Source organism: Streptomyces albireticuli, assembly GCF_002192455.1.
Classification (GTDB): domain Bacteria; phylum Actinomycetota; class Actinomycetes; order Streptomycetales; family Streptomycetaceae; genus Streptomyces; species Streptomyces albireticuli_B.
Genome location: NZ_CP021744.1, coordinates 7032258 through 7058184, shown reverse-complemented (window position 1 = coordinate 7058184; position 25927 = coordinate 7032258). Strand labels below are relative to the sequence as shown.

Here is a 25927-nt window from a genome sequence, read left to right as displayed (position 1 = left end):
ACTAGGCCGTACGAGGTACCTCTTATCACTCGCACGCTCCCCTGCCCTTCGCATCAGTAGCTTGGTGAGTACATGCCTGAATGGGGGGCATCGTCGGTTCGGGAGGGGCGTGTCATGCGCAGATTTTCCGTTGTCGCGGCAGCAGTCGCGGGAGCCATCGGCCTGACCCTGGGAAGCACCGCTGTGGCGGAGCAGCCACGGGCACGGCCGGCTGAGCGTTATCTGAACCTCCACCAGTGCGTCTACGTCGGCAGCGGCGGGCACTACACGAACGTGCTGCCGAACACGGCAAATACCGCCTTCAACACGGGCACCAACGCCTCCAGCACACCGGACACCGCACTCTCCTGCGGCCCGGGGGGCGGGGGCTGGAGCCCGGCGCCCGCCAACTCCGCGGTGAAGGCCTTCGATCTCACCGCCGGCCGGTACCTGAACGTCCATCAGTGCGTCTACTTCTCTGCCGGTCAGCACTACACAGCCGTGCTCCCGAACACCCCGAACGTCAACTTCAACACCGGCACCAACGTCTCCAACAGCGCCGACACGAAGCTGAACTGCGCTTCGGGCGGGGGCGGCTGGCGGCTTCTCCTGGCCAACTCCGCCGTCGAGTCGTTCGAACTCGCCGACAACCGGTACCTCAATCTGCACCAGTGCGTATGGACTTCGAGCGGGATGTACTACATGGGCCTCCTGCCCAACACCCCCAACGCCAACTTCAACACCGGCACCAACGCGTCACGCACGGCCGACACCGCGCTGTCCTGCCGTGCCGGCGGCGGAGGCTGGACTCTCGACCGCAGCAACTCGGCATATCGCCCCCTGGGCAGTTGAACCCGGTCCGGCGAGATCGCCGGATGCCGCCGGCAATGCCATGACCTCAGAGTGCCCAGCCCTGGGGGCGCGTCCGATCGGGAGCCACGGGCTTGGGCCACCGCCGGGAACCACCGCGGCACCACAGCCCGTGCCGGCGGCGGCCCCCGGCCCGCTTCCCGGAATCAGGGTCAGTGCCGCGCCGGCTGCGTCGCGCCGCAGAACTCGGCCTTGACCACGTCCTCCAGATCGGCGTCCCCCCAGTCGCCGTTGGCGTTGAACACCGCGGTGTGGCGGCCGTCGGGCGAGGACGCGGCCACGGAGAGGGAGCCGTTGACGCTGCCGCCGTGCTCCCAGATGTACCCGCCGCACGGCAGGGTGGTCCGGTAGAGACCCAGCCCGTAGGCCACGCCTTCCCCGGCCTCCTTCGCCGGCACCGGTACCGCGGCCAGGAGATCCTGCTGCTGTTTCCTGGGGAGCAGCTCACCGCCCAGCAGCGCACCGTAGAAGCGGTTGAGGTCCCCCACCGTGGAGATGACCTCCCCTGCCGACCAGATCCAGGAGGGATTGAGCTCGGTGGTGTCCCAGATCCTGGCACCCGGGCCACCATGGAGATCGCTGTACGCGCGGCCGTGCGGGCCGGGTATCTGCGGTGAGGTGCCCGGCAGAGAGGTGGCGCGCATGCCGAGCGGGCGCACGATGCGCCGTTCCACCTCACTCTCGTACGAGGCGCCGGTCACCTTCTCGATGACCATGCCCGCGAGGACGTAGTTGGTGTTGGAGTACTTCCAGTCCGTGCCGGGCTCGAAGGCCGGCGGGTGGGCGACGGCCGTGGCGACGAGGCCGGCGGGCTTGAAGATGTCGTACCGGTGCTCGGGCCAGTCGGTGGTGCCTATCCGCTCGAAGAACGCGTCGTCGAGGTAGTCGGACAGGCCACTGGTGTGGTTGAGCACCTGACGGAGTGTGATCCGGCTCCCGTCGTTGCCGTTGCCATGGACCACGCCGGGCAGGTGGCGCTCGATGCTGTCGTCGAGGCTCAGCCTGCCCTCGGACTCCAGTTGGAGAAGGACCACCGCGGTGAACGCCTTGGTGATGCTGCCGATGCGGAAACGGTCCTCGGGCAGCCGCTTGCGTCCGGTGTCGCGGTCCGCGACTCCCGCGGAGCCGTTCCATGTCCCGCCGGCGTCCCGTACCTGCCCGAGCACGCCGGGAATACCGGTCCGGACATGGGCCTCCAGTGCCCTCTGGGCGGCGGGGTGCCCGGGGCGAGAGGTGCCCGTGTCCGCGGAGGCCGTGGTCGTCAGCACTGTCGTGGTCATCATGGCGGCTGTCGCCACGGCGACCAGCGCCTTCCGCAGCGTTCTCGTTGCCATCCCGCTTCTCCTCATCCGTTTCCAACATGCCGGCAGACACCTCAACCAGTCACTAAGGTAAAGCTGACCTAAGTCGCGAATGTGACGGTGTGTTCGGGAACACACCGGGTCGGCGCTGCCCCTGGCCGGGCCGGGGTATCACGTCAGGGCAGCAGAGAAGTAGACGCCTTGGGGCGGGTCCGGTGGGTCTCCTGTTCCCAAGTACATGGGGCGGCTACCTGAGGTCGAGATAGCTGCTGGAGGGAGGGCTGTACTCGTTCGAGGGGTTTGGCTGCTCAACCCTGTTCGCTCACGCTTACGTTGGGGAATCGTGGTGTCCCGTCATTCCACTGGGAACAGGAGGAATCTTGACGTTATCGCGTACGCGGCGGGCGCTGGTTCTTGCCGGGCTGCTCGCGGCGCTGGCCTCCGTCGCACCGAGTTCAGGCGCCGTGGGCCGGGCCGCCGAACCCACGAAACGCGCCGCGGTCGGTCCGTTCCAGGTACGGAACCAGGGCACGGGCCGCTGCATGGGCATGCCGGCGGGCGACGACCGGATGCGGGTGTGGAACTGCACCAGCGAGCCGTACCAGCTCTGGGACCTGATCGCCGACGGCCGTGGCGCCTACCACATGGTCACTCGCAGGGACGGCCGTTGCCTGGCCGGCTATGCCCAAGGGCCCAGTGGCTGGGCGACGTGGCTGAGCGACTGCGACAGATCGTTCACCAACGTGGATCAGCTCTGGTACGTGGACCCCGCCCACAGCGCCGACCCCGCCCGGATCGCCAACCTCTTCGGCCGCGTCCTCGAACCCGACCGCGGATGGGGTGGGGCCAACGAATCCCCGGTGGTGACCAATGACAACCAGGGACTGCCCCATCAGAAATGGCCCCTGATCTACGGGCCGTGACACCGGCACGACTCCTGCCTGGGGTCTGCTCCCAAGGACTGTTGAGCGGGCCATCAGCGGAGCCGGGGCCGCTCGTTTACTTGCGCGCGGTCGGTCCCGGCAACGGAAGGTCCGCGGACGTTCCGAGGAGCTGGACACTGCCGCGCACGACGAGGTCGTCGAGGTCCAGGTGTGGGCGGATGACGCAGGAAGCCGGCGAGCCGCGGTGTCTGGATGGTCGCAAGGGGCCAGGGGCGCCCGAACCACTGGCCCCTGGTGCGTCACACCGGCAGAAGTTGCCACTGGCGAGTGCGGTGGCCGCCTTCCGCCCCGTGCTGCTTGATCGCCGCGCGGGCGTTGGTGTCGACCTGCAGGAACAGGCCGCTGTTCCTGTTCGCGATCTCGTACGCCCGCGGGGCAGCGTCGGTCTCGGATCCCACCGGGATCAGCTTCCACTGCTGGTGGCGCGCTTCGTCACCCTCGTAGGTGCCTTGCGTGACCACAGCGCCCGCCGCCTCCTGCGCTCCGGCGATCTCCAGGACCTTGCCGCTGCGCAGGTTCTCGAACTTGTAGAAGACTTCGCCGTTCTCCTGGCCCACCACGACCAGCCGCCACCGCTGGTAGCCCCTCGGGGCAGCGAGGAGCTGGTGGATCTCGGCCCCGTCCTTGGTGGACTCACGCGCGACCCCCATCCGCAACCTGCTGCGGACATTGGCCCAGGAGACCACCGTGCCCGAATCTGGCAGCCCGGCCGTCCTCACCGGGGTGGTGTTCTCGTCACCGGTGGGTGCTTCGGAGGCAGTACTCATCGTCTTCCCTTCACCGACTGCTACTTAAGGTTGCCGACCAGCTCCATAAGGTCACAGGCGTATTGGGTGGGCAAGATCACTTTCAGCTGGTCTTGCCGTGAACGTGTGACGAGATCCGGGTGATTCTTCTTGGCCCGCGGCAGCTCGGTGCGACGGTGCGTGCGCCGCTCGGGCTCATCGGCACAGATTTCGACTCGGCACCTCATCCCGTTCCTGCGGTGCGCGCCTGGGCCGGGCCTACGAGGCCGACCTCAGGCAAGACGATCCGGGCAAGGCGCTTCTTCGGCTCGGAAGTCCTGCCGTTGTGGTTGCTGAAGGCCGGGCTCCACGCCACCGGCACCTGGTCCGGTGGCGAGGGCGTCATCGGCGTCTACGAGGTCACCCGCGAGGAACCGGCCGCGCTCCAGTGCTGGTGAGGGTGCTTCGTGGCTGGTCAGATGTGAGCGCGGAGGAAATCCCGGACCTCGGTGTGGGTCATCGCCCCCGCGCCGCGTGCCGCCACCGCACCGTCCTTGAGCAGGACGACGGACGGTGCCCCGGTGACGCCGTACCGCTTGGTCGCCTCCGGGCACCGGGTGATGTCGATCTTGACGGCTGTCAGGAGATTCGCGTACTCCTCGGCGATCCGACCCACGACAAGGTCCATCGCCCGGCATGCCTCGATCGCCTTCGGCCACGTCCCGGAGAAGTAGGCGAGGACCGGGCCTTCGCTCATCCTGAAGACAAAGTTGACCTCCTCGTCCTCCAGTGGCTGATGAACGCGCCGTGGCATCGGAGCTCCTGACCTCGTGATCGACTTATCGGGCCACCATCATCGCCTGTGACACGCGCGTGGCACGCCAACCACTGCAAGCAGATCACCGGACAGCACGAGCCCTGCGGCGGGAGACACCGCCTCGCACCGATCGCGACCCGGCTCACCGCTTGGGCGGGCCCGCGCGTCCCGGTCGGGTGGCTCGGGGGCGATGAGTTCGCCCTGAGCCTCGTGCATCGCCGCCGGGGCAAGACGATCGAGACCCTCCGCGCGCCGGCCCTGGCATGGCCGGCTCCTGTCACACACGGGGGCCGGCAGATACCGGCCTGCCCGCCGCCTGCCGCTGGTCGCCCGCAGAGTCCGCTGCCGCGAACCGCCCACCGGCGCCGACCGGCTGACCGGCCGCCACCGGGATCCGGACGGCGCGCCGCCCCGCACCGAGTGGGCACAGCCCGGCCTTTCCATCTGGAGCACTCCGATGCCCAGGCCCTCGCCGCGACGACCCCCACACGTCACAGCTCGGGCCCTGGAGGCCCCACCGAGGACCTGGTCGCGCAGGTCCTCCAGCCACTTCCCGGCCTGCGGCCGTGACCACTCGCCCGGGGTCCCCGATGAGCAGCACCCGACGCGACATCGACCACGCCCTGTCCTGCCCGGACACGATTCCGGCTCCCGGCACCCGCTGGGGCACTGCCGTAGTCGATGCCGGGGGGGGAACCACAGATGCCGGCCGTGTGCCCTGCGGCTCAGGTGGCCGGAGGCGTCGCTGCCGGCGTGACCGGCAGTCAGCCGCGATCGGGGGCCGCACTACGGCCGGCCTGGCGTTGTGCGGCGAGACGTTCGGGCGAGCAGATCGCGGCGAACCCCGCCGTCCGCCCCCGGCAACCCGCGGCCGGCACCTGCTCGACGCGGCCTCGGCCCAAGCAGCTCACCGACACCATCCTGCGGGTGTGCGGCGCCGGCCGGGACCGGGTGCGGACTCTCGGCGTACAGCGACTCCGGCGTGAGATGACCGTCGACCTTGCTGAACTCCCACTCGACCGTCTCGTGGACCGCCGCCGGTGCCCCCTCCTCGAACGTGGTCACGAACCTGCCCCGGCGCAGGTCGGCTGCTTGCTCACGCAGGGAGTCCAGGCCGGGCGCGGGCTGCCTGGCCGAGCGGGGCTACTGGCCTCACACCCCGCCCCGGAGTGTGGTCCCTCAGCACATGGGCCCCGCGAAGTCAGCACCGAACCAGCACGGGCTCCCAGCCCGCATGGGACCTGCTGTTCAACCCTGGTCAACCCGCCGGCCGGTGGCCTCGCCGTCCCCCAGCCCCGTGCCTTGGTCGGCACGTTCCCGGATCACTTCTCCAGCCGGGACAGGTCGGGGGCACGGGCGCCCGCCGCTTCCGGGACCGCCTCGGTGATAGCCCGCACCTCTTCGGCGGACAGCCGTAGGTCGAGAGCCAGGACGTTCTCCTCCAGGTGTCCGCCTCGGCGCACGCCCGGAATGGGGATGACGGTGTCCCCCTGAGCCAGCACCCAGGCGAGGGCCAGCTGAGCCGGTGTGCAGCCGACACTCGCGGCGAGCGTCCGTACCCGTTCGGCCAGAGCGAGGTTGGTCGCGAGGTTCGCTCCCTGGAAGCGGGGCTGGTCGCGTCGGATGTCGTCGGCTGCCAGGGTGTGCACGGACGTGACAGCGCCGGTGAGGAGTCCACGGCCGAGTGGCGCGTACGGAACGAGAGCGACCCCCAACTTCCTGGCAGCGGGCAGGATGTCCTCTTCCAGGCCACGGGTGAACAGTGAGTACTCACTCTGCAAGGCGGCGATGGGCCCCGCCGCACACGCCCTGCGCAAGGTCCGGGAACTCACCTCCGACAGACCGAGATACCGGACCTTGCCCTCGGCCACGAGTTCCGTCATGCCGCCGACGGTCTCTTCGATCGGCACGTCCGGATCGCGCCGGTGCAGGTAGAACAGGTCCAGGTGGTCCACGCCCAGGCGGCGCAGCGATGCTTCGCAGGCCCGTCCGGCGTATTCCGGCGTCGAGTCGACCCGCCGGTCCTTGGGGCCTGGGCCGCGTACGACGCCGAACTTGGTGGCGAGGAAGGCGGTCTCGCGGCGGCCGGCTACGGCCCGGCCGACGAGCTTTTCGTTGGTGTACGGGCCGTACATGTCGGCCGTGTCGAGGAAGGTGACGCCGAGGTCCAGGGCCTTACGGATGGTGGCGATCGACTCGGCCTCGTCGGCGGCCCCGTAGAACTCCGACATGCCCATGCAGCCCAGGCCCATCGCTGATACCCATGGGCCGTCTCGGCCTAACCGTCTCACCGGCATCCGCCCTGGCCCCCTCGGTCTCCCGGTGTCAGCGTAATATCCGGCCGGATGCCGGCGGAGGGCCTGTTTCCGCCTACTGCCGGGCCGTCGCCCGCTCCTACCCTCGGCCCATGTTCCGAGACGCCGCGAACGGCTGGACGCAGCGGACCTTCACCTCCCCCGCGGACTTCCGGCTGCCGTACCAACGTGATCACGCGGCACTGGCCCGTCGGATACGTGAGGCGCTTCTCGACGGTCCCGGCTTCACCGTGGTGACCGGTACCCCCGTCGCATCCCTGGGTACCGCCGACGCGCAACGCTTCAGCGAGGCGATGCTCCGCCACCTCGGCGAGCCGCTACCGCAGGGCCATGGCACGGACACCGCCCTTGCCTGGCTGGTACGGGACGAAGGGGTCTCGGCGCACACGGACGACCGCCGGTTCCACGAGAACGCCTACACCTCCAAGTCGCGCGGCTACCTCCACCCGCACAACGACCAGGCGGTCAGGCCCTTCGGCCAGGACCCGGACTGGATCGCCCTTCTCACCCACCGCAGAGCCGCGCAGGGCGGCGCCTCCGTCCTGGTCGACGGCTGGACGGTGCATCACGTTCTGCGGGAGGAGTTCCCCGGCGAGCTCTCCCTGCTGAGCACCCCCTTCGCGTTCGACCGGCGCCATGTCACGCCGCCGGGGAAACCCTCGGTCGTCCGGGCACCGGTCTTCGACGTACGCGCCGACGGCCGCGTCCATGTCCGGTGCAACGCCAAACGGCTCGAAACCGCCGCCGAGCTGACCGGCAAACCCCTGTCACCCGCGAGACGCACGGCTGTCGACGCCCTCAAACAGGTCGTCGCCCGCCCGGAGCTGGGCCTCACGATCCTGCTGGAGGAGGGCGACTGCCTGATCACCGACGACCGCAGGATCCTGCACGGCCGTACCGCATACGAGGACCACAGTGACGTCACCCGACGACGCTGCCTGATTCGCGTCATGCTCCGTCGGCACGGCCTGGTCAACAAGGAATTCCGTGCCGGGGAGAAGAGAAGATGAACCTGGGGCCCCAGTGCGTGTCCGCGCCGATGGCACATCTGTAGCCGGCGCCGGACCACGCGGACGGTCGGAACTGTGACGGCGCGTCAACGTGCCCGCCGGGGGCGGAGCGGCGCCGTGCGGCCGCCCCGCCCCCGACGGCGGAGTTACCCGTGCTCTCCGGGCGTCCGGGCAGACGCGTTGTCAGCGCTTGAGCCCACCACTGGCGATGTCGTCGATTTTGTAGGTGAGGCCGACGACGTCCTTCTCGTGCATCTCAGGCGCGAGCGCGTAACGGTTCGCATCGAAAGTACCGTTGCGGATTCCCTTCTGAATCCGCGCGAGCTCCGCCTTGGCCTTGCTCAAGTGCTTCCCGGTCTGTTCGATCAGGGCCTTCCGGTCAGTCGCAGGCTTGGCCGGTGCGGTGCGGTGCGCTTGGGGACAGGCTTGGAAGCGGGCTCGGATGCCGCCTGAGCGGCGCCGGCGCCGAGGACGACGATGAACGCGCCCGCGCCGAGGGCGACGGCTGCGCGGGCGCCCGTGCGGGCCTTACGGATGGTTGTCTGCTTGGACACAAGTCTCCTTGATACTGGTGGCTGTTCGGCTCATAAGACCTGGTCGACGGTGAAGTCGAGCGAGGTCGCCGGAATCGGGATCGACATTACGATCGCAAGAGGACACAGGGTGTCCCATTGAACGGGCGGGCGAGTGCGCCGTGCCATGTCGCGCAGGTGGGAGAGGACTTCGGGGCCGGGACGTGCTCGACCGCGGCGCCGGCCGCCGTGGCCGTGGTGACCGTTCCCCGCACGTCGGTGACCAGGAACGACGGCATCATGTAGGCGGCGCCACCCGGGCCGGAGGCGTGGTCGTACATGCCGCCCGAGGGGAACGGGTTGCCGGTGAAGACGTTGTCGTACGGCTTGCCGCCGGCGCTGTCGTCCTTAGGCGGGATGTCAGGCCGTGGTGACGGGAGTCGAGGGGGTCCGCTCCTGGTCGGCGTCGGGTTCCGACGGGCGGACCTCGCGGGGCAGGGCGAACATCAGCAGCAGGGCGGCGGTGACGAGCCCGGCGACGTACAGGACGGTCTCGCCGACCGTGTCGGTGTAGGTGCGGGCATTGGCCTGCGCTCCTGCCTGCCGCAGGGCGTCGGCGACGCGCGGGTCCGTCTGCGCGGAGGTCAGGGCTGGAGCGGTGCAGCCGGCCGGGGTGCTGCCGGGGTCGGTCCGGGAGGTGCGGTCCCGGTGGCACCGGGTGAAGGCGGTCACCGTGCGGTCGGTCTGGTCGGGGGTGAGGGAGGTGGCGGCCAGGTCCTTGCGGAGCCGGTCGGTGACGTCCTCGTTCGCGGCGTGGCCGGGGAGCAGGCCGAAGAAGACGACGGCGACCAGCGCCGCTCCGAAGGCGCTGCCGAGCTGCCCGGCCGTGGCGGTGACGCCGGAGGCGGAGCCCGCGTCGCGGGCGGGGACGTCGGTGAGGACGGTGTCGGTCAGCGGGGCGACGATCATTCCCATGCCGAGTCCGAGAACGGCCATGGGCCAGGCCATCTGCCAGTACCCGATGGAGGGGCCCGCCGCGCCGGTCTGCCAGGCGAAGAGCAGCAGCCCGACGGCCATCAGGACGGCGCCGGCCTGGAGGACCGTACGGCCGAACTTCGGTACGAGCGCGCCCATGGCCAGGCCGGCGCCGAGCATGACGGCGGCGGAGAAGGGCAGTCCGGCGAGTCCCGCGCGCAGCGCGCTGTACCCGAGGCCGATCTGGAGGTAGAGCATCCAGGCCAGGAAGAACACGCTCAGGCTCAGCGTGATCAGCAGCTGCACGCCGATGCCCCCGCTGAAGCTGCGGGCCGCGAACAGGCCGGTGGGCATCAGCGGGCTGTCGTCGCAGCGCGTTTTGGCCCGCTGGTGTGCGACGAAGACGGCGAGCACGGCGGCGCCCGCGGCCATCATCACGAAGCCCCATACCGGCCAGTCCAGGGAACGGCCCTCGGTGAGCGGGTAGATGACCATCAGCAGGCCCAGCGCGGCCAGGCCCATGCCGATGAGGTCCAGGCGTGGCGGCCGCTCGGCCTTCGACTCGCCCATCGCGCGGGCCGCGATCAGCAGGGCGGTCAGGCCGATGGGCAGGTTGATCAGGAAGATCGGCCGCCAGGACAGGCCGAAGAGGTCGGCCTGGACGAGGACGCCGCCGAGGACCGGGCCCAGGATGGTGCCGACGGCGGTGATCGCGCCGTGGATGCCGAAGACCTTGGCCCGCTCGCCCTTGGGGAAGGCGACGTGCACGGTGGCCAGGACCTGCGGCACCATCAGGCCCGCCATCGCGCCTTGGGCGACGCGGGAGGCGATGAGCATGGGTGCGTTGACGGCTAGGCCGCACAGCAGTGAGGCCGCGGTGAACCCGGCGATGCCCAGCAGGAACAGGCGCTTGCGGCCGAAGATGTCACCGAGTCGTCCGCCGGTGATCAGCAGCAGGGCGAAGGTCAGCGCGTATCCGGCGATCGTCCACTGCACGGCGGTGCAGGAGGCGCCGAGGTCCTCCTGGAGGTGGGGGATGGCGACGTTGACGATGGTGACGTCGATGACGTCCATCAGGGTGCCGGCCAGCAGGGCGGTCAGGGCGAGCCAGCGGCGGGGATCCGGGGGTGCGTGGGAAGTGGCAGGGGAATTCATCGGGATGCTCCTGAAACGGGGTGGTGCGGTGCCGGGCCGGCGGCCGGTGCGGGGAGCGGAGTCCCCGCACCGGCCGGTCGGCTCAGCCGGTGCAGCAGTTCATCTCCCAGATCACGCCGAAGCGGTCCTGGACGATGCCGTAGACCGCGCCCCAGGGCTTGGGCTCCAGCGCCTCGTACACGGTGCCGCCCTCGGCGAGCTTGCCGAACGCCGCCTTCTGCTCGGCGAGGTCGGTGTGCTGGAGGCCGATGTGCAGGTTGTTGCCCGTGACCGGGCCGTTCTTGGCGGTCGGGTCACCGAAGCGGTCGGCGACGTTCAGGCCGCTGCCGTCGGGGAACCGCAGCGCGGAGTAGACGACGGTACGGTCCATGCCCGGCACGTCCGCCAGACCGGGGAGGTGCGAGGCAAGCATGCGGCGGTCGGTGAGCTCCTCGGCGCCGAGGGCGTCCACGTAGAAGGCGAGGGCGCCGAGCGCGTCGTCGCAGTAGATCATCGGGGTGGTGAAAAAGGTCTGCTCGGCCATGACTGTCTCCAGGTGGTGTCGGGAGGGGGACGCACGGGCCCGGCGGGCTCCGTGGCGATGAAAAAGACGTTAGGCCGCTAATAGGTCAATTCATGGCCTATTACGCGAAACGGCTGGTAGGTGGCCTGGCAGGCAGGCAATAGGCCAGGAAACGTCCTATTGGGATGGAAGGCTCCCGGGCATGAGTGACACCCCCGGCCGCCTGCTGCGGCTGCTCTCCCTGTTGCAGTCCCCGCGCGAATGGCCCGGCCACGAACTCGCCGAGCGCCTCGGCGTCAGCCCGCGCACGATCCGCCGCGACATCGACCGCCTGCGCGAGCTCGGCTACCCCGTGCACGCCACGCAGGGCAACACCGGCGGATACCGGCTCACCGCCGGCGCCGCCATACCGCCTCTCCTCCTGGACGACGACGAGGCCGTGGCCATCGCCATCGGCCTGCGCACGGCCGCCGCGGGCTCGGTCACCGGCATCGAGGAGACCTCCGTACGGGCCCTGGCCAAGCTGGAACAGGTGCTCCCCTCGCGCCTGCGCCGCCGCGTCACCGTGCTCCAGGAGGCCGCGGTCGCCGTCCCGCAGGGCGGCCCGAGCGCCGACGCCGAACACCTCGCCCTCCTCGCGGCCGCCTGTGTCACCCACGAGAAGGTCCGCTTCACCTACCGCGCCGCGAGCGGGCAGGAGACCCGCCGCCTGGCCGAGCCCCACAGCCTCGTCGCCGCCGGCCGCCGCTGGTACCTGGTCGCCCACGACTGCGACCGCGCCGACTGGCGTACGTTCCGGCTCGACCGCCTCGCCGACCCGCTGCGCACCGGCGCCCGCGTACCGCCGCGTGAACTGCCCGGCGGTGTGAACGCCGCCACCTGGGTGGCCGGCACGCTCAGCGGCACCGCCGGCCACCGCGCCCTGCTCCTCGTCCACGCACCGGCCGAGCAGGTCGCCGACCGCGTCCCGGCCACGCTCGGCGTCGTCGAGCCGGTCGGCGACGGCACTTGCCGGCTGCTGACCGGCGCGGACTCCCTGGAGTACCTCGCCTACCGCGTCGCCGTCCTCGGCTTCGACTTCGACGTCCTCGACCCGCCCGAACTCGGCTCACACCTGCGGACCTTGGGGGAACGCGTGCTGCGCGCCGCGCATACCGCCGAGCAGGCGGGAGACGCCAGGTGAACAGCCGACCGGGGCTCTTCGACGTGGCCGAGGTCATGCCGCCACCCACACCGGCCCCCGGATTCCAGGGCATCACCTTCCACGAACAGCGCGCCCGCACCCTGCTCAACAAGATCCCCGGGGCCCGCCCCGGCGGCATGGCGTGGACCCTCAATCCCTACCGCGGCTGCACCCACGCCTGCACCTACTGCTTCGCCCGCGACGGCCACGCCCGCCTCGGCTTCGACACCGGAGGAGGCTTCGACACCCAGGTCGTCGTCAAGACCAACGCCGCCGACGTCCTGCGCCGCGAACTGCGCGGCGGCAAGACCGGCGACGACTGGGTCATGGTCGGCACCTCCACCGACTGCTACCAGCGCGCCGAAGGCCACTACCGATTGATGCCCGGCATCCTGGGCGCGCTCGCGGAATACCGCGTCAACTTCACCACCACGACCAAGAGCGCCCTCCTGCGCCGCGACATCCCCCTCTACGCCGAAGCCGCGCGCGTCGCCAAGGTCCTGGTCATGACCTCGCTCGGCTCGCTCGACGAGCGCGTGTGGCGCGCCTTCGAACCCGGCGCCGCCCCACCGCGCGCCCGCCTCGCCACCATCGCCGCCCTGCGCGCGGCCGGTGTCCCCGCCGGGGTTCTCATCGCCCCGGTCATCCCCCACGCCGGCGACCGCCCCGCCGACCTCGACGCGCTCGTCGACGCCTGCGCCGAGGCCGGGGCCGTCACCGTCTACCCCGACATCATGCGGATCAGCCCCGGCGCCCGCGACTGGTTCCTCGACCGGTCCGCCGCCCACCTGCCGCCCCACCTCCACCAGCGCCTGGCCGCCTCGTACGCCGGCAGCCGCGCCATGCCCGCGTCGTACGTCCGCGAGGTCACGGCCCACCTCCACGCCCGCGCCGCCCTCCACGGACTGCCGCGCTGGGAGGACTACGTACGCGAGGCCGGCCGCCACACCGCGGACAGCGAAAACCCCCGCCTCCGGAACCGCTGAACGGTTCCGGAGGCGGGGGAATCAGCTGATCAGCCCTGCTTCAGATAGCAGTTGGACTCCCAGATCACGCCGTAGCGGTCCTGGACGATGCCGAAGACGGTGCCCCAGAACTTCTCCTCCAGCGGCTCCATGATCCTCCCGCCCTCGGCGAGCTTGCCGAACTCCGCCTTCTGGACGGCCGTGTCGGTGTGCTGGAGACCGACGTGCACGTTGTTGCCGACGACCGCGCCGCCGTCCTTCGCGTAGACACCCTCGTCGGACAGCTCGGCCACGTTCAGGCCGCTGCCGTCGGCGAACTGCAGCTTGGAGTACACCACCGTACGGTCCGCGCCGGGGACCTTGTCCATGCCCGGAACCTGCGACAGCAGCATCGTGCGCTCGGCGATCTCCTCGACGCCGAAGACCTCCCGGTAGAACGCGACGGCCTCGTAGCTGCTGTTGACGTACAGCATCGTGGTGAACCGCTGCATCGTTTCCTTCTGGGCCATGACTGGCTCCTTTCCTTGCCGGCAAAGCCGTTGATCACGGGGTCGGCAGGGAGGCTTCCCTGCGACACAACCCACGCTAGATGCCCAATAGGTCAGCAAATGTCCTATTGACTCCCGTCGGTGGACCCGCCAGAGCCACCCATTGACGCGGGCGATACGGATGGCACCGGCCCGGGCACGGAGTGGCGGGGGGGGATGCGACCTCATCGGGACCGCTACCGGCTCGTGAGGCTCGCGGACCGGGACGAGTCAACCGGGAAGCCGTGTCGGGCAGGGGGCGGTCGGTGGCGCGGCGCCTTGCGCGTGGCTCCGGTGCGCCCGCCAAGTGCTCTGGTGTGGTGTCCGGGGGTGGGTTCTGCTTGCTGTAGAGGTGGGCGTCCGGGTCCTGGCAGTGGTGCGGAGCCCGGCTGCGCCGACGGTGCGGGCGAGTCCTGTGCCGCACCTGACGACCGGCGAGGAGACCAGATGGCCACTGAGATCACCATCCCGAGGATCGACGTCCCCTTCGCCCCCTCGCGGACGAACCCATCGGAAGGCCGGCTGTACCCCGCCACGCTGGACTGGGCCCGCCGCTTCGGTCTGGTGACCACCGAAACAGCCGCGGGGCGCCTGAGGAGGTACCAGGTCGATGTGATGGTCTCCTACTACGCTCCCACCGTCGACGGCTGGCCCGCGCTGCGGCTGTTCACCGACTGGATGACCTGGGCAGCCCTGTTCGAAGACCAGATCGACGAAGCCACCGCGGGTCTGCGCCCCGGCCCCCTGGCCCCGGTACTGGACGACTTCCGCGCCGTCCTCCTCGACGAGTCCGGCTCCCGGGCCCGGCCGAACCCCGCCACGGAGGCCTTGGCCGACCTGTGGCGGCGCACCGCAGGTGACAGCCCGCCGTCATGGCGCCGGCGCTTCTACGAGCACATGTCCGAGGCGTTCCGCTGCCAGCTGCGCGCCTCGGTCCACCGGGCCACTCGAACACCGATGGACGTCGCCACCTGTAGGGAACTCCGCGGCAAGCTCGGCTGGGTCGCGTTCGCCCATGACCTTCAGCACCACACCCACCGCGTATGGCTCCCCGACACCGTGTATTGCAGCACCACGTATCAGACGCTGCTGTGGAGTGCGGCCGACGTCATCATGTGGACCAACGACCTCGTCAGCTACCCCAAGGAAGCGGCTTCCGGGGAGACGAGCAACCTGGCGCTCGCCCTTCAGACCCAGCGCCGTCTTGCCCCCCAGCAGGCGGTGGACCACGTCCACCGCCTGATCACCGACAGGATCCAGGATTTCCTCAAGGCCGGCCGGGAACTGCCCGGTCTTGCCCGTTCACTGCACCTGTCCGACGACGACCGGTCTGTTGCCGAGCAGTGCCTCGCGCACCTGCGCTCGCTCATCCGCGGATCCCATGACTGGCACATGAACTGCGAGCGATACCGCCCTGACAACGGTGCCGCAGCGGACCAGCACGCTTTCGACGACCTCTTCGGGGTCGCCCCCGATGACGCCAAAGACCCGACGTCGCCGTAACGACGCTCGTGTCGGGCGGATCCGCTTGCAGAGGGACTTCGCTGTAGGTGGCTGTAGGTGGCCCTTCGATGCCGTCATGAACCCCTTGGTCACGGCGATGGTTCGGGCCTTTGTCTGTTGATGCGATGTCAGATGTGGCCCGCTCCACGGGTGTCGTGATTTCGGTGACCCTCTCCGGTTGCTTGTCCGGTCAGCGCGAGGGCCGTGCGCTGAAGTACGGGCACAAGGGGGCGCAGGCAGTGCAGAGTCTTTCCGAGCCATAGTGCGGCTTCCTGCGGCGGGTACGTGGTGAGGTAGGTGTGGGCATCGCCGAGGGCGTCGGCGGCCTGGGCAGCGAATGCGTGGCCGTGGCTCCGAGCCGCGGCTGCCAGTCCGTGTACGGCGTAGCCGGTTTCCTCGGTGGTGGAGCCGTGCAGCCCCCATCCGCCGTCCGGGTTCTGTGTGGCCAGCAGGCTCTTCGCCGCCTGCGTGCACAGAGGTGCCGCCAGGGGGTGACCGATCCCCGCCGTGATCCGGGCCAGTTCACCGTGCGCGTAGGTCGGGGACAGGTGCCATTTGCACAGCGTCCGGCCTTCGGTAACCGCGTGGGTCAGCCAGCGCAGGACCTGCGTGAGACGGTCGTAGCGCCCGTCGAGGGCGAGGACGGCCGCCACGTGGATGTTGGTGCTGATCGAGGCGTCGTGCTCGAAGAGGAATGTGCGGTAGCACCCCTGGGAGGGTGCGTAGAGCACGTCGAGTCCCGTGGAGTCGGGAACCTGCCGGCCCATGGTCCGTGCGGCCAGCATGGCGCAGGCGGTGCTGTCGGCATCACCCGGGATGGTGAGCCCTACCCCGAGCGTGCCGACGGGGCACAGCAGACCGGAGGGGTGGCCCAGATCCTGACAGAGCATGTCCAGGGCTGCCGGATCCGAGCCGGGAGCGGCCTCCGGTGCGTGTTCGAACATGAGGGTCCACGCGGTGGTGAAGTGGGGGACCCGGTCCAGGTAGCCGACGGGGACAGGGCTGGTGTGCAGGTAGTGACGCAGCCGGTCGATGCGCTCGGGTGCCACTGTCTTGCCGCGGCGTTGCGCTTCGAGGAAGAAGAGAGCCGACGCACCGGGCGCGTTGGAGACGGAGCCGTTGGGCGCCTGAAAGGCTTCCAGGAAGGCACCGGCATCGATGTCCTCGTCACCGTAGACGCGTTCGGCGCAGTAGCCGGCGATGGACCGGCTCGGGTCGAGGAAATGGTCCCAGGCGCGCATCCGGCGCCATTTGAGGCGCTCACGGTCGATCACGGTGCGCACGGGCCCGGGGTGCGGGGGTACCGGCCATCCGCGGTGGGCGCAGAACCGGTCCAGAGCGTCCACCAGGGCGCCGAAGGTCAGGGTCTCCAGTACACCGGTGGGATCCGGGGGAACCAGGGTGGCCAGCGCCGAGAGGGCGGGCTCGGCCAGGGAGTGCTGGCCCGCGTGGTGCAGGGCGAGGGCGGCGGCGTAGGTCGAGAGGTAGGCGTCGTACCAGTTGACCCGGGGTGAGGCACCCCAGGTGGTAGGGGTCGTGCGGTGCTCGGTGAGCCATTGCACGCACCGGGGCTGCTGCGGCCCGTCGACCAGGGACACCGCGGCAATGTCATACACCGAAGGGGACAGCTCATCTGGTTGAGGAAACGTACCCGCCATGGTTCCTCCAGGAGTGGGGGGTCGGGCGTCTGTGGTGGCACTGCCGCGGAACCAGCGGATCTTCAGCTCGTCACTGCGGCTTCTCCCTGTTCGCCGGGCTGCTGATGCCGGTGGTCGTCCGGGCGATGGCGCACATCCGCAGCCCGCTGGGGTTCAGGGTCGGGCCGCCGATGGTGGGGCGGACACGCGTACCGGGCAGGGGTCGCAGGCGCCAACGGGTGGCGATGGTGGCCAGGGCGAGCACCATCTCGGAGGTGACGAACCGCTCGCCGATGCACTTGCGGGCTCCGCCGCCGAAGGGGATGTACGCCTCGCGCCTCGGCGGTCGGGGGTTTTCGGGTGCCCACCGGTCGGGGTCGAAGCGTTCGGGGTCGGGGTAAAGATCCGCGCGGTGGTGGAGGAGGTAGGGGCTGTAGACGATGGTCGTCCCGGCGGGGACGGGGTATCGGTCCAGGTGGGTGTCGGCCGTGCAGGTACGGGTGACACCCCAGGCGGAAGGCCACAGGCGCAGGGTCTCGGTGAGGATGCGGCCGGTCAGCTCCAGACGGGGCAGGTCGGCATGGGTGGCCGGGCGGCCGCCGAGGACGGCGTCGACCTCGGCATGCAGCCGTCTCTCGGTCTCGGGGTGCTGTCCCAGCAGGTGCAGCGCCCACGCCAGAGTGGAGGCGGCCGTCTCCGTCGCACCGAGAAAGAACGTGACGATCTGATCAATGACCTCGGTGTCGGTCAGCCGCTGTTCGGCGGGGCCGGGGACGGGGTCCTGGGCAGTCAGGAGCATCGACAGCAGATCTCCGTGGTCGGTGCCGGCGGCTTGGCGTTCGGAGACGAGGCGATGGAGTAGGCGGGGCAGGCGGGCCCGTGCCTGGTGGTAGCGGCGGTTGCCGAGGGTGGGCAGCCGGTCCATCGGAGGCGGTGTCGCCATCCGCACGGTCAAACCGCTGACAAGGGTGTTGAGGTCGCTGAGGGCTTGGGTGAGCAGGTCAGGCGGCACCGTCGTCGAGAACAGGGTGTCGACCGTGATCCTGACGGTGAGTTCCTGTAGGACGGCCAGCACGTCGAGGATCTGGCCGTCCTGCCAGGAACCGGTCGTCTCGGCGGCCCGGGCGGCGGCGGCCCGGGCGTAACCGGGGAGCCGGGCGGGGTGGAAGGCGGGCTGGAGAAGACGCCGCTGACGGCGGTGGTCACCGTACGGACAGGTAGCCAGGCCGTTGCCGGCGAACTCCCGGAGCCGTTCATAGACCGGTCCGCCTTTGTCGAAGGTCCGGTCATCGCGCAGGACATCGCAGGTGAGGTCCGGGTCGCAGACCACGAGCGCCCGCAGCGGGCCGAGGCGGACCTGTACGAGGTCCCCGCGTGCGGGCAGACGGGCCAGGAACCCAAGGGGGTCGCGCAGCAGCGGCACGAGATGCCCCAGCAGCGGTAACCCCTTGGCCGGCGTGGGGAACGGACTGGAGTTCATCATGTCGGCTCCGGGAGACTGAACCTGCTGAAGGGGTCCGGTGACGGCGACGTCCAGGGTTGGCGACCTCGGCGGCGAAGCGCGGGAAACAATCCGCTCCGGCTGCTTGTTCGGTATGGGCGGTGCGAAAGGGCGTGGTCGCAGCATGGCGGAGCAAGAGTCTCCTGACGGCCGGAAGACCCAGGTGCCGGAGGCAGGTTCATGAGGCCCTCGCGGTGGCGGCATCGGCGAGCTTCCTCAGACGGGCGGTGGCATGGGGTGGGAAGGGCGCGGTCTCCAGCGCGCACAGGGCCTGTGCCCGGAGGGTGCCGATCATTTCCTCCACCGCGTCCCGAGCGCCGGTGGCGGTGAGCAGCTCACGGATACGGTCGCCCCCGGCGTCATCCAGGCAGGGGGCGCCGAGCAGGGTGCGCAGGACGCTTCGCCGGCCGGCGTCGGCGCGCTGGAGCGCGAGGGCGACCAGGACGGTGTGCTTGCCCTCGCGCAGATCGTCCAGCGACGGCTTCCCGGTCACTTCGGGGGCGCCGAAGACGCCGAGGAGGTCGTCGCGCAGCTGGAAGGCCTCGCCGACGGGCAGGGCGTAGGCGCTCAGCGCCTCGCGCACGGCGAGCGGGGCTCCGGCGAGGGCGGCACCGATGTGCAGGGGGCGTTCCACGGTGTACTTGGCGGTCTTGTACCGCACGATGCGCAGCGCCCGCTCCACATCCGCGGAGGGGCGGCCGGCGGCGGTGACGTCCAGGTACTGGCCGTACATCACTTCGCTGCGCATGTCGTGGATCAGCGGCAGGACCGCGGCGAGCTGGGAGGGGGTGAGGCCGGCGGTGTGCAGGAGTTCATCGGACCAGGCCAGGGCGAGGTCGCCGACGAGGATCGCTCCGCTGACTCCGAGGTGCCGGGCGGCGGTGACGGTGCGGCCGGGCGCGTGGTGCCGGGCGAGGCGGTGGTGGACGGTGGGGGCGCCGCGGCGGCTGCCGCTGTGGTCCATGATGTCGTCGTGGATGAGGCAGAAGGCGTGGAACATCTCCAGTGACGCCGCCGTCCTGATCAGCCCCTCCGGGATACCGTGCCCGCCGGCGGCCTGCCAGCCGCTCACACACAGCAGGGGCCGCAACCGCTTCCCGCCGGCGGCCAGGAAATCACGCAGACACTCGGTCACCTCGGCGGGCATCCCCAGCTTCGCGGCGGCATTGGCCTTGCGCTCCAGGAAACCGTCGAGCACGACGGTGACCTGTCCGCGCACGGCAGCCGCGCCCGGCAGCTCGACGGCACCCGCGGTCATCTCGCCTCCTCCGGCGAAGTGACCGGGGCACTCCGGACAGGGTGCGAGGTCTCCTCCACCAGGAACACACGGATCCCCCCGGCACACGCCGGACCTCCCTCAGGCGCCGGAGCCGGCACCAGCCCCGAACGCCCCAGCAACCTCACCCCTGCGGACGCAACTGCGGTCCCCTGCGGCACGGTCATCGCCACACTCCGCTCTCGGACGCCGGGGCGCCCGATACGCCATGCCACCCGTCGGCCCGCGGACGGGAGTGGGCCCCGCGCCCAGCCCGGTACGCGGCACATGAAGGTTTTTGCACGCTTCCAGGAAAGACAATTGCCAGCAATCTGAACAGGTGCACCCAAGGGGCACATAAGCGATTCCCGGGGCGCCCTCATCGGCTACGCGCCCCCTCCCCCCGGCGCGCAACCGCCCAGGCGAAGGTCAGATCGATTGCGGCGTCGCGCGGACGCCCTCCCGTGGCACCGGTCGACGGCCATGCCGCCCGGAGCGATGAACGGCTCCGGCCCCCTCCCCTCCGGAATCTGGACGGATCACTGGCAGGGCCTGCTCACCCGCACGGAGACCACCGGCCCCTCGAACCGCCAAGCGCCCCGGCGCCGGCCGCGGCATGAGCGCCGGTGTACGTCCTCACGGCGCGGGGGACGAACGCGGCTCTGAGGGCCATCGGTACCGATCATGAGCAGCGAGATCGATCCTTCAAAACAAACCGCAGGTCAGTAGCCCCTCACCCGGGACTTCAGGTCCGTGTGCGCTGGTGGAGACGTAGCCGGAGGGACTCCGGCTGGAGGGTGGCCGTGACGGAGGGGCGGACGGGGGCGTCGGTGGCGGGCTCGACCCGCCAGCGGGCGATGATGGTGGCCAGTGCCAGGGGTGCCAGGGTCATGGCGAAGGTGTCACCGATGCATTTGCGGGCACCGGCTCCGAAGGGGATGCTGGCTTGGCGCGGCGGGTGGGGGGCGTGGCCGGCTCGCCACCGGTCGGGGTCGAAACGTTCGGGGTCGGGGAATGTATCCGCGCGGCGCTGGATGAGGTAGGGGCTGCAGATCAGGGTGGTGCCGGCGGGAAGTGGTTGTCCGGCCAGTTCGGTGTCGGTGCTGGTGATGCGGGTGAAGAGCCAGCCGGCCGGGTACAGGCGCAGGGTTTCGGTGATGACGTGTCCGGTCAGCTCCAGGCGGGGCAGGTCGTCCCAGGTCGCGGGCCGGTGGCCGAGCAGGGTGCTGGTCTCGGCGTGGAGCCGTTGCTGGATGTGCGGGTGGGTGGCGAGCAGGTGCAGCGCCCACGCCAGGGTGGTGGCGGTGGTTTCGGTCCCACCGATGAGCAGGCTGATGACCTGGTCGTAGATCTCGCTGTCGGTGAGCGGGCTGCCGTCCTGGTCGCGTGCTGCCAGCAGCACCGACAGCAGGTCCTCATGCTGGTCGCCGTCCTGCCGGTAGGCGTGGACCGCGTCAGTCACCGAGGTACGCAGCCGGGTGCGGGCCCGGTCGAAGCGGCGGTTGGCCGGGGTCGGCAGGCGGTTCAGGAGCGCCGGCATCATCATCTGCCGGTAGATGCCGTGCAGGAAGTCGGGCAGCGCCTCCACGACGGCCGCCGCGGCAGGGGCCACGCAATCGGCGATGAACAGGGTGCGCGACGTCGTGTGGCTGGTGAGCGTGTTCATCTGGGCGATCACATCGATCACTTCGCCGTCGCGCCACCGGCCGGTCAGGGTGTTGATCTGCTCGGTCATCGCGGGGGCGTAGCCGCGCAGGCGGTTCCGGCTGAAGGCCGGCTGCAACAGCCGCCGTTGTCGTCGATGGTCACGATACGGGCAGGTCGCCAGACCGTTGCCCACACCCAACCGGACCTTGTCCCAGAAGAAGCCGCCCTTGTCGAAGACGCGGTCGTTCAGCAGGACCTGATGGACCAGATCGGGATGACACACCACAAAGCCCCGACTGGGACCGATCCGGACCTGGACCAGATCACCATGGGCGGGCAGGCCGGCCAGGAAGGCCAGCGGTCCCTTGCGCAGCTGGAGAGCATGCCCGGCCACCGGCACCGCTCCCGGCGCGGTCGCCACGGTCCACCTCCCCGGATCCGAGGTAGTGGTCACGGCCCTCACCCTCCTACCGTCGCTTGACCGACACACTCGGTCTCCCACCGCTGCGCCCGCCGCCGTATCTTCCGGTTCAGCCTCGGCGTGGGCCCAGGCACGGCCGCCGGCCCGGTCGACCGGGCCGGCAGTGAGCCGAAGGACGGACTCGGCCAGGGGCTGTCCCTGCGACGGTCACCTGGATTCGGCGGCTGCCCGCGACCGCGGGTCGGCGACGGATTCATGATTCGCCCACCACCTCTGCGCGCCACTCCTGATGAAGCCTGTCGGCGTCAGGGAGGGCCGGATCGGTGACGAACACGGTTCGGGACTGTCCCTGATAGCTGATCATCAGAACGGAGACGGGACTTCCGAGCGGCAGCACGGTGATGGGGTCGATGGCGTGTACCGGATCACCCGCGAAACCCAGCTCATGCCGGATCGCGAAGTGGGAAGAGAACACCTCTGCCCGCTCGGGGGACAGCAGTGAACGAAATGACCTGTCCAGGAGGGAAGGCGGGATGTTCTCGGACAGCCGGCGGATCGCCTCCCGGCAGGGGGCCTGTTTCAGCAGTCCGGTAGCAGCGACCACCGACCGAAGCGACTGGCCGAGCGGCTCAATGTGGCCGGGTAGGTCGAGCCGCCCTCCAGTGGCACGATTGCCGGGGAGATCGACGACCGCTGGGCGGCGATTGTTGATCGCCAGCGTCACGGGCAAGCGGTTCCCCTCGTAGCCGGGGTGACGCTGGACCGCCCATCGCGACGCGACACGTGCCAGTGTGGCCAGAAAGGCGTCGTTGCTGCTCCCTCCGAAAGGGCCCGCGAGGTCACGCAGCAGCTTGGTCGGGACCCCCGCCCAGTGGAAGACCCGCTCGGTGGAATACCCGTAGCGGGGATGCGGCCACAAAGGGGACTTCTTCACAGACCGGGCCAGAAGCGCAGCCGCTTGGGCATAGTGGCGCGGGGAGGGCCGCGATGGAACACACAGGGTGCGTACGGTCGCGGAAGACGACGCGGCATCGACCGCGGGGTGGGCGAAGAGAACCTCCAGGGTGCGTATGATCCCGCCGCCGTCCTGCAGGCCGTGATTGATCAGGTACACGATGGCGTAATGGCCCGGGGTATGTCCGTGCAGCAACGTCATGGTCCAAGGTGGCCTGCCCTCGGTGAACGGTGCGTGATGCAGTTCCCGGACCGCGTCGTAGATGTCCGCGCCGATGGGGACTTCGTGTACGCGGAGATGGTGGTCAAGCTCTGGGCTCTGTGAGCACCAGACCGCAGCCGTACCCTGGCCCCGCATGGTGAGCGAGAGGGCCGGAAGCCGGTCCAGACGCTGTCGGAGGTGTGCGGCGAGTCGGTCCAGCGAGGGGGCCTGCCCGGTCAGATGGATCACAAGCCCGACACTCTTCGAAGGGTCGTGATACATGAGGGCGTCCAGCGGGGACGGGCGTGCACCAGAGCTCACTGGTTGCCTCTTTCTGCGAGAGCTGATGACTTTGCCAAGCGTGGCGGCGGGCAGCCGTGGGGATCTGCTGTGCCCCAAGCAACTCGACGTTCGCCACCGACACGCGCCGAAGGCGGATCCTTCAGGTCGGCCGCCGCGTCGGCACCGGATGGGCGATCAGATCGGTGACATGGGTGAGGAGGTGTCCCAGCGGCCTGCGCGCTCAGTCGGACAGGCCGGATACCGGATGGCTTGCGTCTGCGAGATCAGCGCGGCGACCATCGGCAGCGGCGCCTTCTGCCAAAGCTCCTAGCCGGCAGGCGGTGCGCAGCAGGGCTCTGGTCTTGCCTTCCGCTGTCGTCTCAGGAGGCATCCACTGAGGGTTCCGTCGTGGCGTTCCGTAAAGGCCAGGCCGGGGCTCCGGCCGAGCCGCCCGTCGTGCGGCAGGGAGAAGTCTCGTGCCGACTCCGCCGCCGCCCGCGGCACCGTCTTGTCCAGGCTGCCGCCGACGGCACGGGCACACGCCGACATCAATGCGGAGCGGACGGACTTGCCGCCGCTGCCGATCAGCTGGCCATCGGTGTCCCACTGCCCGATGCGACAGCACGCCACGGCCCCTGCCCCGGCCGTGATTTCGGCAACGGCTCCTCGGGGCACAGCGCCGCTGATGACCTGGCATACCGACATTCCGGTCTCCCTTCAGCCCGGCGACCGGCAACTGCCGCTCGCTCAGCCCGGAGAACAGGCCTGTCCACCCCGGCTCAGACGGCGTGACCACCCCGTACGCCCCATACGGCATTGTGCTGCCACCTGCAAGGGCAGCTCGCCCCGGGTGATTCTGTCCGGTGCGGCCGGAGGCTACACCTGTCGGCGGTCGTGACCACGAAGTGGACCGACGGCATGCCTCCTCGGGCACTGCCCAACCGCAGCTCGAAGCGCGAGACGCGCAGCGTGCTCCTCCCCCAGGGTGATCCCGCCACTCACGTCATGGTGCTGTGTTCGGGCTCCGCTGCCGCCACGTTCGAGACCTTCGTCAACGAACATGGCGCACCGCATGCGCCGGCCCGGCACGCGGCCGGCCGCGCTCTACAGCGTGAACACCGGCAAGGATTCCAGGCCCCGCATGAGTCGCGTACGCCGCCACTGGAGTTCGCCGGGCGGGACCGCGAGGCGGAGCCCGGGAAACCGGGTCAGAAGTGCACGGAGGGCGATCTCCGCCTCGGCCAGGGCAAGGGGTGCTCCCAGGCAACGGTGGATTCCGTGGCCGAACGCCAGGTGACCTCTGGCGTCGCGGTCGGCGTCGGGGCAGCCGGGAGCCGGATACCGGGCGGGGTCTCGATTCGCCGCTGCGGGCGAGATGAGCACAGGGACGCCGGCGGGGATTTCGGTGTCGCCGAGTGCGATCGCTTCCGTGCTGTATCGGAAGGTGGCGATTCCGACCGGTGAGTCATAGCGCAGCAGTTCATCCAGCATGCCGCCGATCCGGGCGGGGCTACTTCTCGCGTTGCTGAGGAGGGTGGGGTGTTGGAGGAGCGCCAGGGCGGCGTTGCCGATGAAGTTCGTGGTGGTTTCGTGACCGGCGACGAGGAGCAGCACGGCGAGGGAAACCAACTCGTCCTCACTGAGCTGTTCGCCTTCCTCCCGGACGGTGATGAGGTCGTGCAGCAGGCTGTCGTCCGGGGCGCGGCGCTTGGCCTCGATGAGGTCGGCCATGTAGCCGGCCACGGCGTGGGAGGCCGCGTCGATCCGTTGGGGCTGCCCGGCGGCGAAGAGGTCGTTCGACCAGGTCCGCACCTGGGATCGGTCGGTCTCGGGCACGCCGAGCATCTGGCAGATCACCGTCACCGGCAGCGGGACGGCCAGACCGGTCACAAGGTCCGCCTCACCATTCCTCGGGAGAGCGTCGAGGAGGTCGTCGGCAGTGTGCTGGATGTACGGGCGCAGGCGGGCGACCGCGCCGGTGGTGAACGCTTTGGTCACCAAGCGGCGCAGCCGGGTGTGCTCGGGCGGGTCGGTGGCGAGCATGGTGTGGGCCACCGCGGGGTGCAGGGTGCGGCCGGAGGTACGGCCTGCGAAGAACCGGGCGGTGTCCTTGGACAGGCGCGGGTCGGTGAAGGCTGTCTTCGCTTCGGCGTAGCCGGTCACGAGGTAGCCGGACCGGGTTCCGGAGCCGGTGACCACCTTGCTCACCGGGGCTGCCGCCCGGAGTTCGTCGTAGAAGGGGTAGGGGTTCCGGAGGAACTCCGGGGTCGACAGCGGGTCGCTCATGGTGTGGGGACGGCTTTCTTGTGGGGACAGACTCGGTGGTGGTCGCGCGCACGACGTCGCTGTCGCGCATGCCTGGGCGACGAGCAGCAGCCATTCTGTCTCGGCTCGCAGGTCGCCTTCTCGTTCGTCGGTGCCGGGTGCGGGCCGGGCGAGGTCGCCGTTCGGTTTCGGACCCCGGTGCTTGGCTCTGGCGGCATCTTTGAGCGCGGCCGCATCCATGGTGGCGTTCTTCCCCCGGGGCGTGTCGGATTTCGGCCGGTGAAGGCAGAACCGACTCGGCGGGTGGGTCGGCCGAAGCCCCCGGAACAGATGCCGACGCGGCTTCGCCATCGGCCGGCAGACAGCGAGGGGCTTCTTGACCGCCCCGTGATCGCGGTGATCAGCACGCGCCCACGCGACGGTGCCCGGCAGGTAACGCGATCGTGCCCGATGTGAGAGAAGCCGGGATCGGTGTGAGAC

General features: G+C 70.0%; 21 protein-coding genes and 1 pseudogene. 6 read left to right on the top strand and 16 right to left on the bottom strand.

Annotation, left to right across the window (positions count from 1 at the left end; genetic code table 11):
• The first annotated feature begins 114 nt into the window (after positions 1-114).
• Complete coding sequence (locus SMD11_RS30400; protein WP_159395401.1) at positions 115-831, top strand: hypothetical protein; 717 nt, start codon at positions 115-117, stop codon at positions 829-831.
• A gap of 170 nt (positions 832-1001) precedes the next feature.
• Here SMD11_RS30400 and SMD11_RS30395 read toward each other — a convergent pair whose 3' ends face one another.
• Positions 1002-2183 (bottom strand): serine hydrolase domain-containing protein, encoded by a 1182-nt coding sequence (locus SMD11_RS30395; protein ID WP_087929493.1) that lies wholly within the window; start codon positions 2181-2183, stop codon positions 1002-1004.
• A 347-nt stretch (positions 2184-2530) separates the two neighbouring features.
• Here SMD11_RS30395 and SMD11_RS30390 point away from each other — a divergent pair, with 347 nt between their 5' ends.
• Complete coding sequence (locus SMD11_RS30390; protein WP_159395400.1) at positions 2531-3073, top strand: RICIN domain-containing protein; 543 nt, start codon at positions 2531-2533, stop codon at positions 3071-3073.
• Positions 3074-3333: 260 nt separating this feature from the next.
• On the opposite strand, the pseudogene SMD11_RS30385 reads toward SMD11_RS30390, so the two are convergent.
• The 4 genes and pseudogenes from SMD11_RS30385 to SMD11_RS30370 form a co-directional block, all read right to left on the bottom strand.
• A pseudogene (locus tag SMD11_RS30385) lies at positions 3334-3810 on the bottom strand (RICIN domain-containing protein); the annotation flags it as partial.
• Between the two features lie 484 nt (positions 3811-4294).
• Entirely contained in the window at positions 4295-4633 is a 339-nt protein-coding gene (locus SMD11_RS30380; protein WP_087929490.1) for a thioredoxin family protein, read from the bottom strand.
• 789 nt (positions 4634-5422) lie between these two features.
• On the bottom strand, positions 5423-5740 hold the full coding sequence (locus SMD11_RS37395) for a hypothetical protein (RefSeq protein ID WP_418952542.1): 318 nt from the start codon (positions 5738-5740) through the stop codon (positions 5423-5425).
• A 218-nt stretch (positions 5741-5958) separates the two neighbouring features.
• Positions 5959-6888, bottom strand: a complete 930-nt coding sequence (locus tag SMD11_RS30370) for an aldo/keto reductase (protein WP_234366231.1) — start codon at positions 6886-6888, stop codon at positions 5959-5961.
• 155 nt (positions 6889-7043) lie between these two features.
• Between SMD11_RS30370 and SMD11_RS30365 the strand changes: the two genes are divergently transcribed.
• The gene (locus SMD11_RS30365) at positions 7044-7961 is read left to right on the top strand and encodes a TauD/TfdA family dioxygenase (protein WP_159395399.1); all 918 of its coding nucleotides are present in this window, start codon (positions 7044-7046) and stop codon (positions 7959-7961) included.
• A 183-nt stretch (positions 7962-8144) separates the two neighbouring features.
• On the opposite strand, the gene SMD11_RS35595 is transcribed toward SMD11_RS30365, so the two are convergent.
• The 4 genes from SMD11_RS35595 to SMD11_RS30350 all read right to left on the bottom strand — a co-directional run bounded on the left by SMD11_RS35595 (position 8145) and on the right by SMD11_RS30350 (position 11126).
• Positions 8145-8306, bottom strand: a complete 162-nt coding sequence (locus SMD11_RS35595) for a hypothetical protein (protein ID WP_159395398.1) — start codon at positions 8304-8306, stop codon at positions 8145-8147.
• A 20-nt stretch (positions 8307-8326) separates the two neighbouring features.
• Positions 8327-8515, bottom strand: a complete 189-nt coding sequence (locus tag SMD11_RS35590) for a hypothetical protein (RefSeq protein WP_159395397.1) — start codon at positions 8513-8515, stop codon at positions 8327-8329.
• A 378-nt stretch (positions 8516-8893) separates the two neighbouring features.
• On the bottom strand, positions 8894-10603 hold the full coding sequence (locus SMD11_RS30355; RefSeq protein ID WP_087929487.1) for an MFS transporter: 1710 nt from the start codon (positions 10601-10603) through the stop codon (positions 8894-8896).
• An 82-nt stretch (positions 10604-10685) separates the two neighbouring features.
• Entirely contained in the window at positions 10686-11126 is a 441-nt protein-coding gene (locus tag SMD11_RS30350) for a VOC family protein (RefSeq protein ID WP_087929486.1), read from the bottom strand.
• A gap of 181 nt (positions 11127-11307) precedes the next feature.
• On the opposite strand from SMD11_RS30350, the gene SMD11_RS30345 reads away from it, so the two are divergent.
• Together SMD11_RS30345 and SMD11_RS30340 are read left to right on the top strand one after the other, a co-directional pair.
• Positions 11308-12288: a helix-turn-helix transcriptional regulator gene (locus SMD11_RS30345; protein ID WP_087929485.1), complete on the top strand. Its 981-nt coding sequence runs from the start codon at positions 11308-11310 to the stop codon at positions 12286-12288.
• Positions 12285-13274: a radical SAM protein gene (locus tag SMD11_RS30340; protein WP_087929484.1), complete on the top strand. Its 990-nt coding sequence runs from the start codon at positions 12285-12287 to the stop codon at positions 13272-13274. The genes SMD11_RS30345 and SMD11_RS30340 overlap by 4 nt, the downstream gene beginning before the upstream one ends.
• Positions 13275-13303: 29 nt before the next feature.
• Here the strand turns inward: SMD11_RS30340 and SMD11_RS30335 are convergent, their stop codons facing one another.
• Positions 13304-13762, bottom strand: coding sequence for a VOC family protein (locus tag SMD11_RS30335; RefSeq protein ID WP_159395396.1), 459 nt, complete (start codon positions 13760-13762; stop codon positions 13304-13306).
• 465 nt (positions 13763-14227) lie between these two features.
• Between SMD11_RS30335 and SMD11_RS30330 the strand changes: the two genes are divergently transcribed.
• Complete coding sequence (locus SMD11_RS30330) at positions 14228-15283, top strand: terpene synthase family protein (protein ID WP_087929482.1); 1056 nt, start codon at positions 14228-14230, stop codon at positions 15281-15283.
• A gap of 128 nt (positions 15284-15411) precedes the next feature.
• Here SMD11_RS30330 and SMD11_RS30325 read toward each other — a convergent pair whose 3' ends face one another.
• The 6 genes from SMD11_RS30325 to SMD11_RS30300 all read right to left on the bottom strand — a co-directional run bounded on the left by SMD11_RS30325 (position 15412) and on the right by SMD11_RS30300 (position 25687).
• Positions 15412-16881: a hypothetical protein gene (locus SMD11_RS30325; protein WP_087929481.1), complete on the bottom strand. Its 1470-nt coding sequence runs from the start codon at positions 16879-16881 to the stop codon at positions 15412-15414.
• A 130-nt stretch (positions 16882-17011) separates the two neighbouring features.
• Entirely contained in the window at positions 17012-18403 is a 1392-nt protein-coding gene (locus tag SMD11_RS30320; RefSeq protein WP_087929480.1) for a cytochrome P450, read from the bottom strand.
• 196 nt (positions 18404-18599) lie between these two features.
• Positions 18600-19679, bottom strand: a complete 1080-nt coding sequence (locus SMD11_RS30315; protein ID WP_087929479.1) for a polyprenyl synthetase family protein — start codon at positions 19677-19679, stop codon at positions 18600-18602.
• A 742-nt stretch (positions 19680-20421) separates the two neighbouring features.
• Complete coding sequence (locus SMD11_RS30310) at positions 20422-21777, bottom strand: cytochrome P450 (protein WP_087929478.1); 1356 nt, start codon at positions 21775-21777, stop codon at positions 20422-20424.
• A gap of 220 nt (positions 21778-21997) precedes the next feature.
• The gene (locus SMD11_RS30305; protein ID WP_159395394.1) at positions 21998-23149 is read right to left on the bottom strand and encodes a wax ester/triacylglycerol synthase domain-containing protein; all 1152 of its coding nucleotides are present in this window, start codon (positions 23147-23149) and stop codon (positions 21998-22000) included.
• 1137 nt (positions 23150-24286) lie between these two features.
• A complete protein-coding gene (locus SMD11_RS30300; protein ID WP_418952494.1) occupies positions 24287-25687 on the bottom strand; it encodes a cytochrome P450 family protein in 1401 nt (466 codons plus the stop codon).
• Positions 25688-25927: the final 240 nt, after the last annotated feature.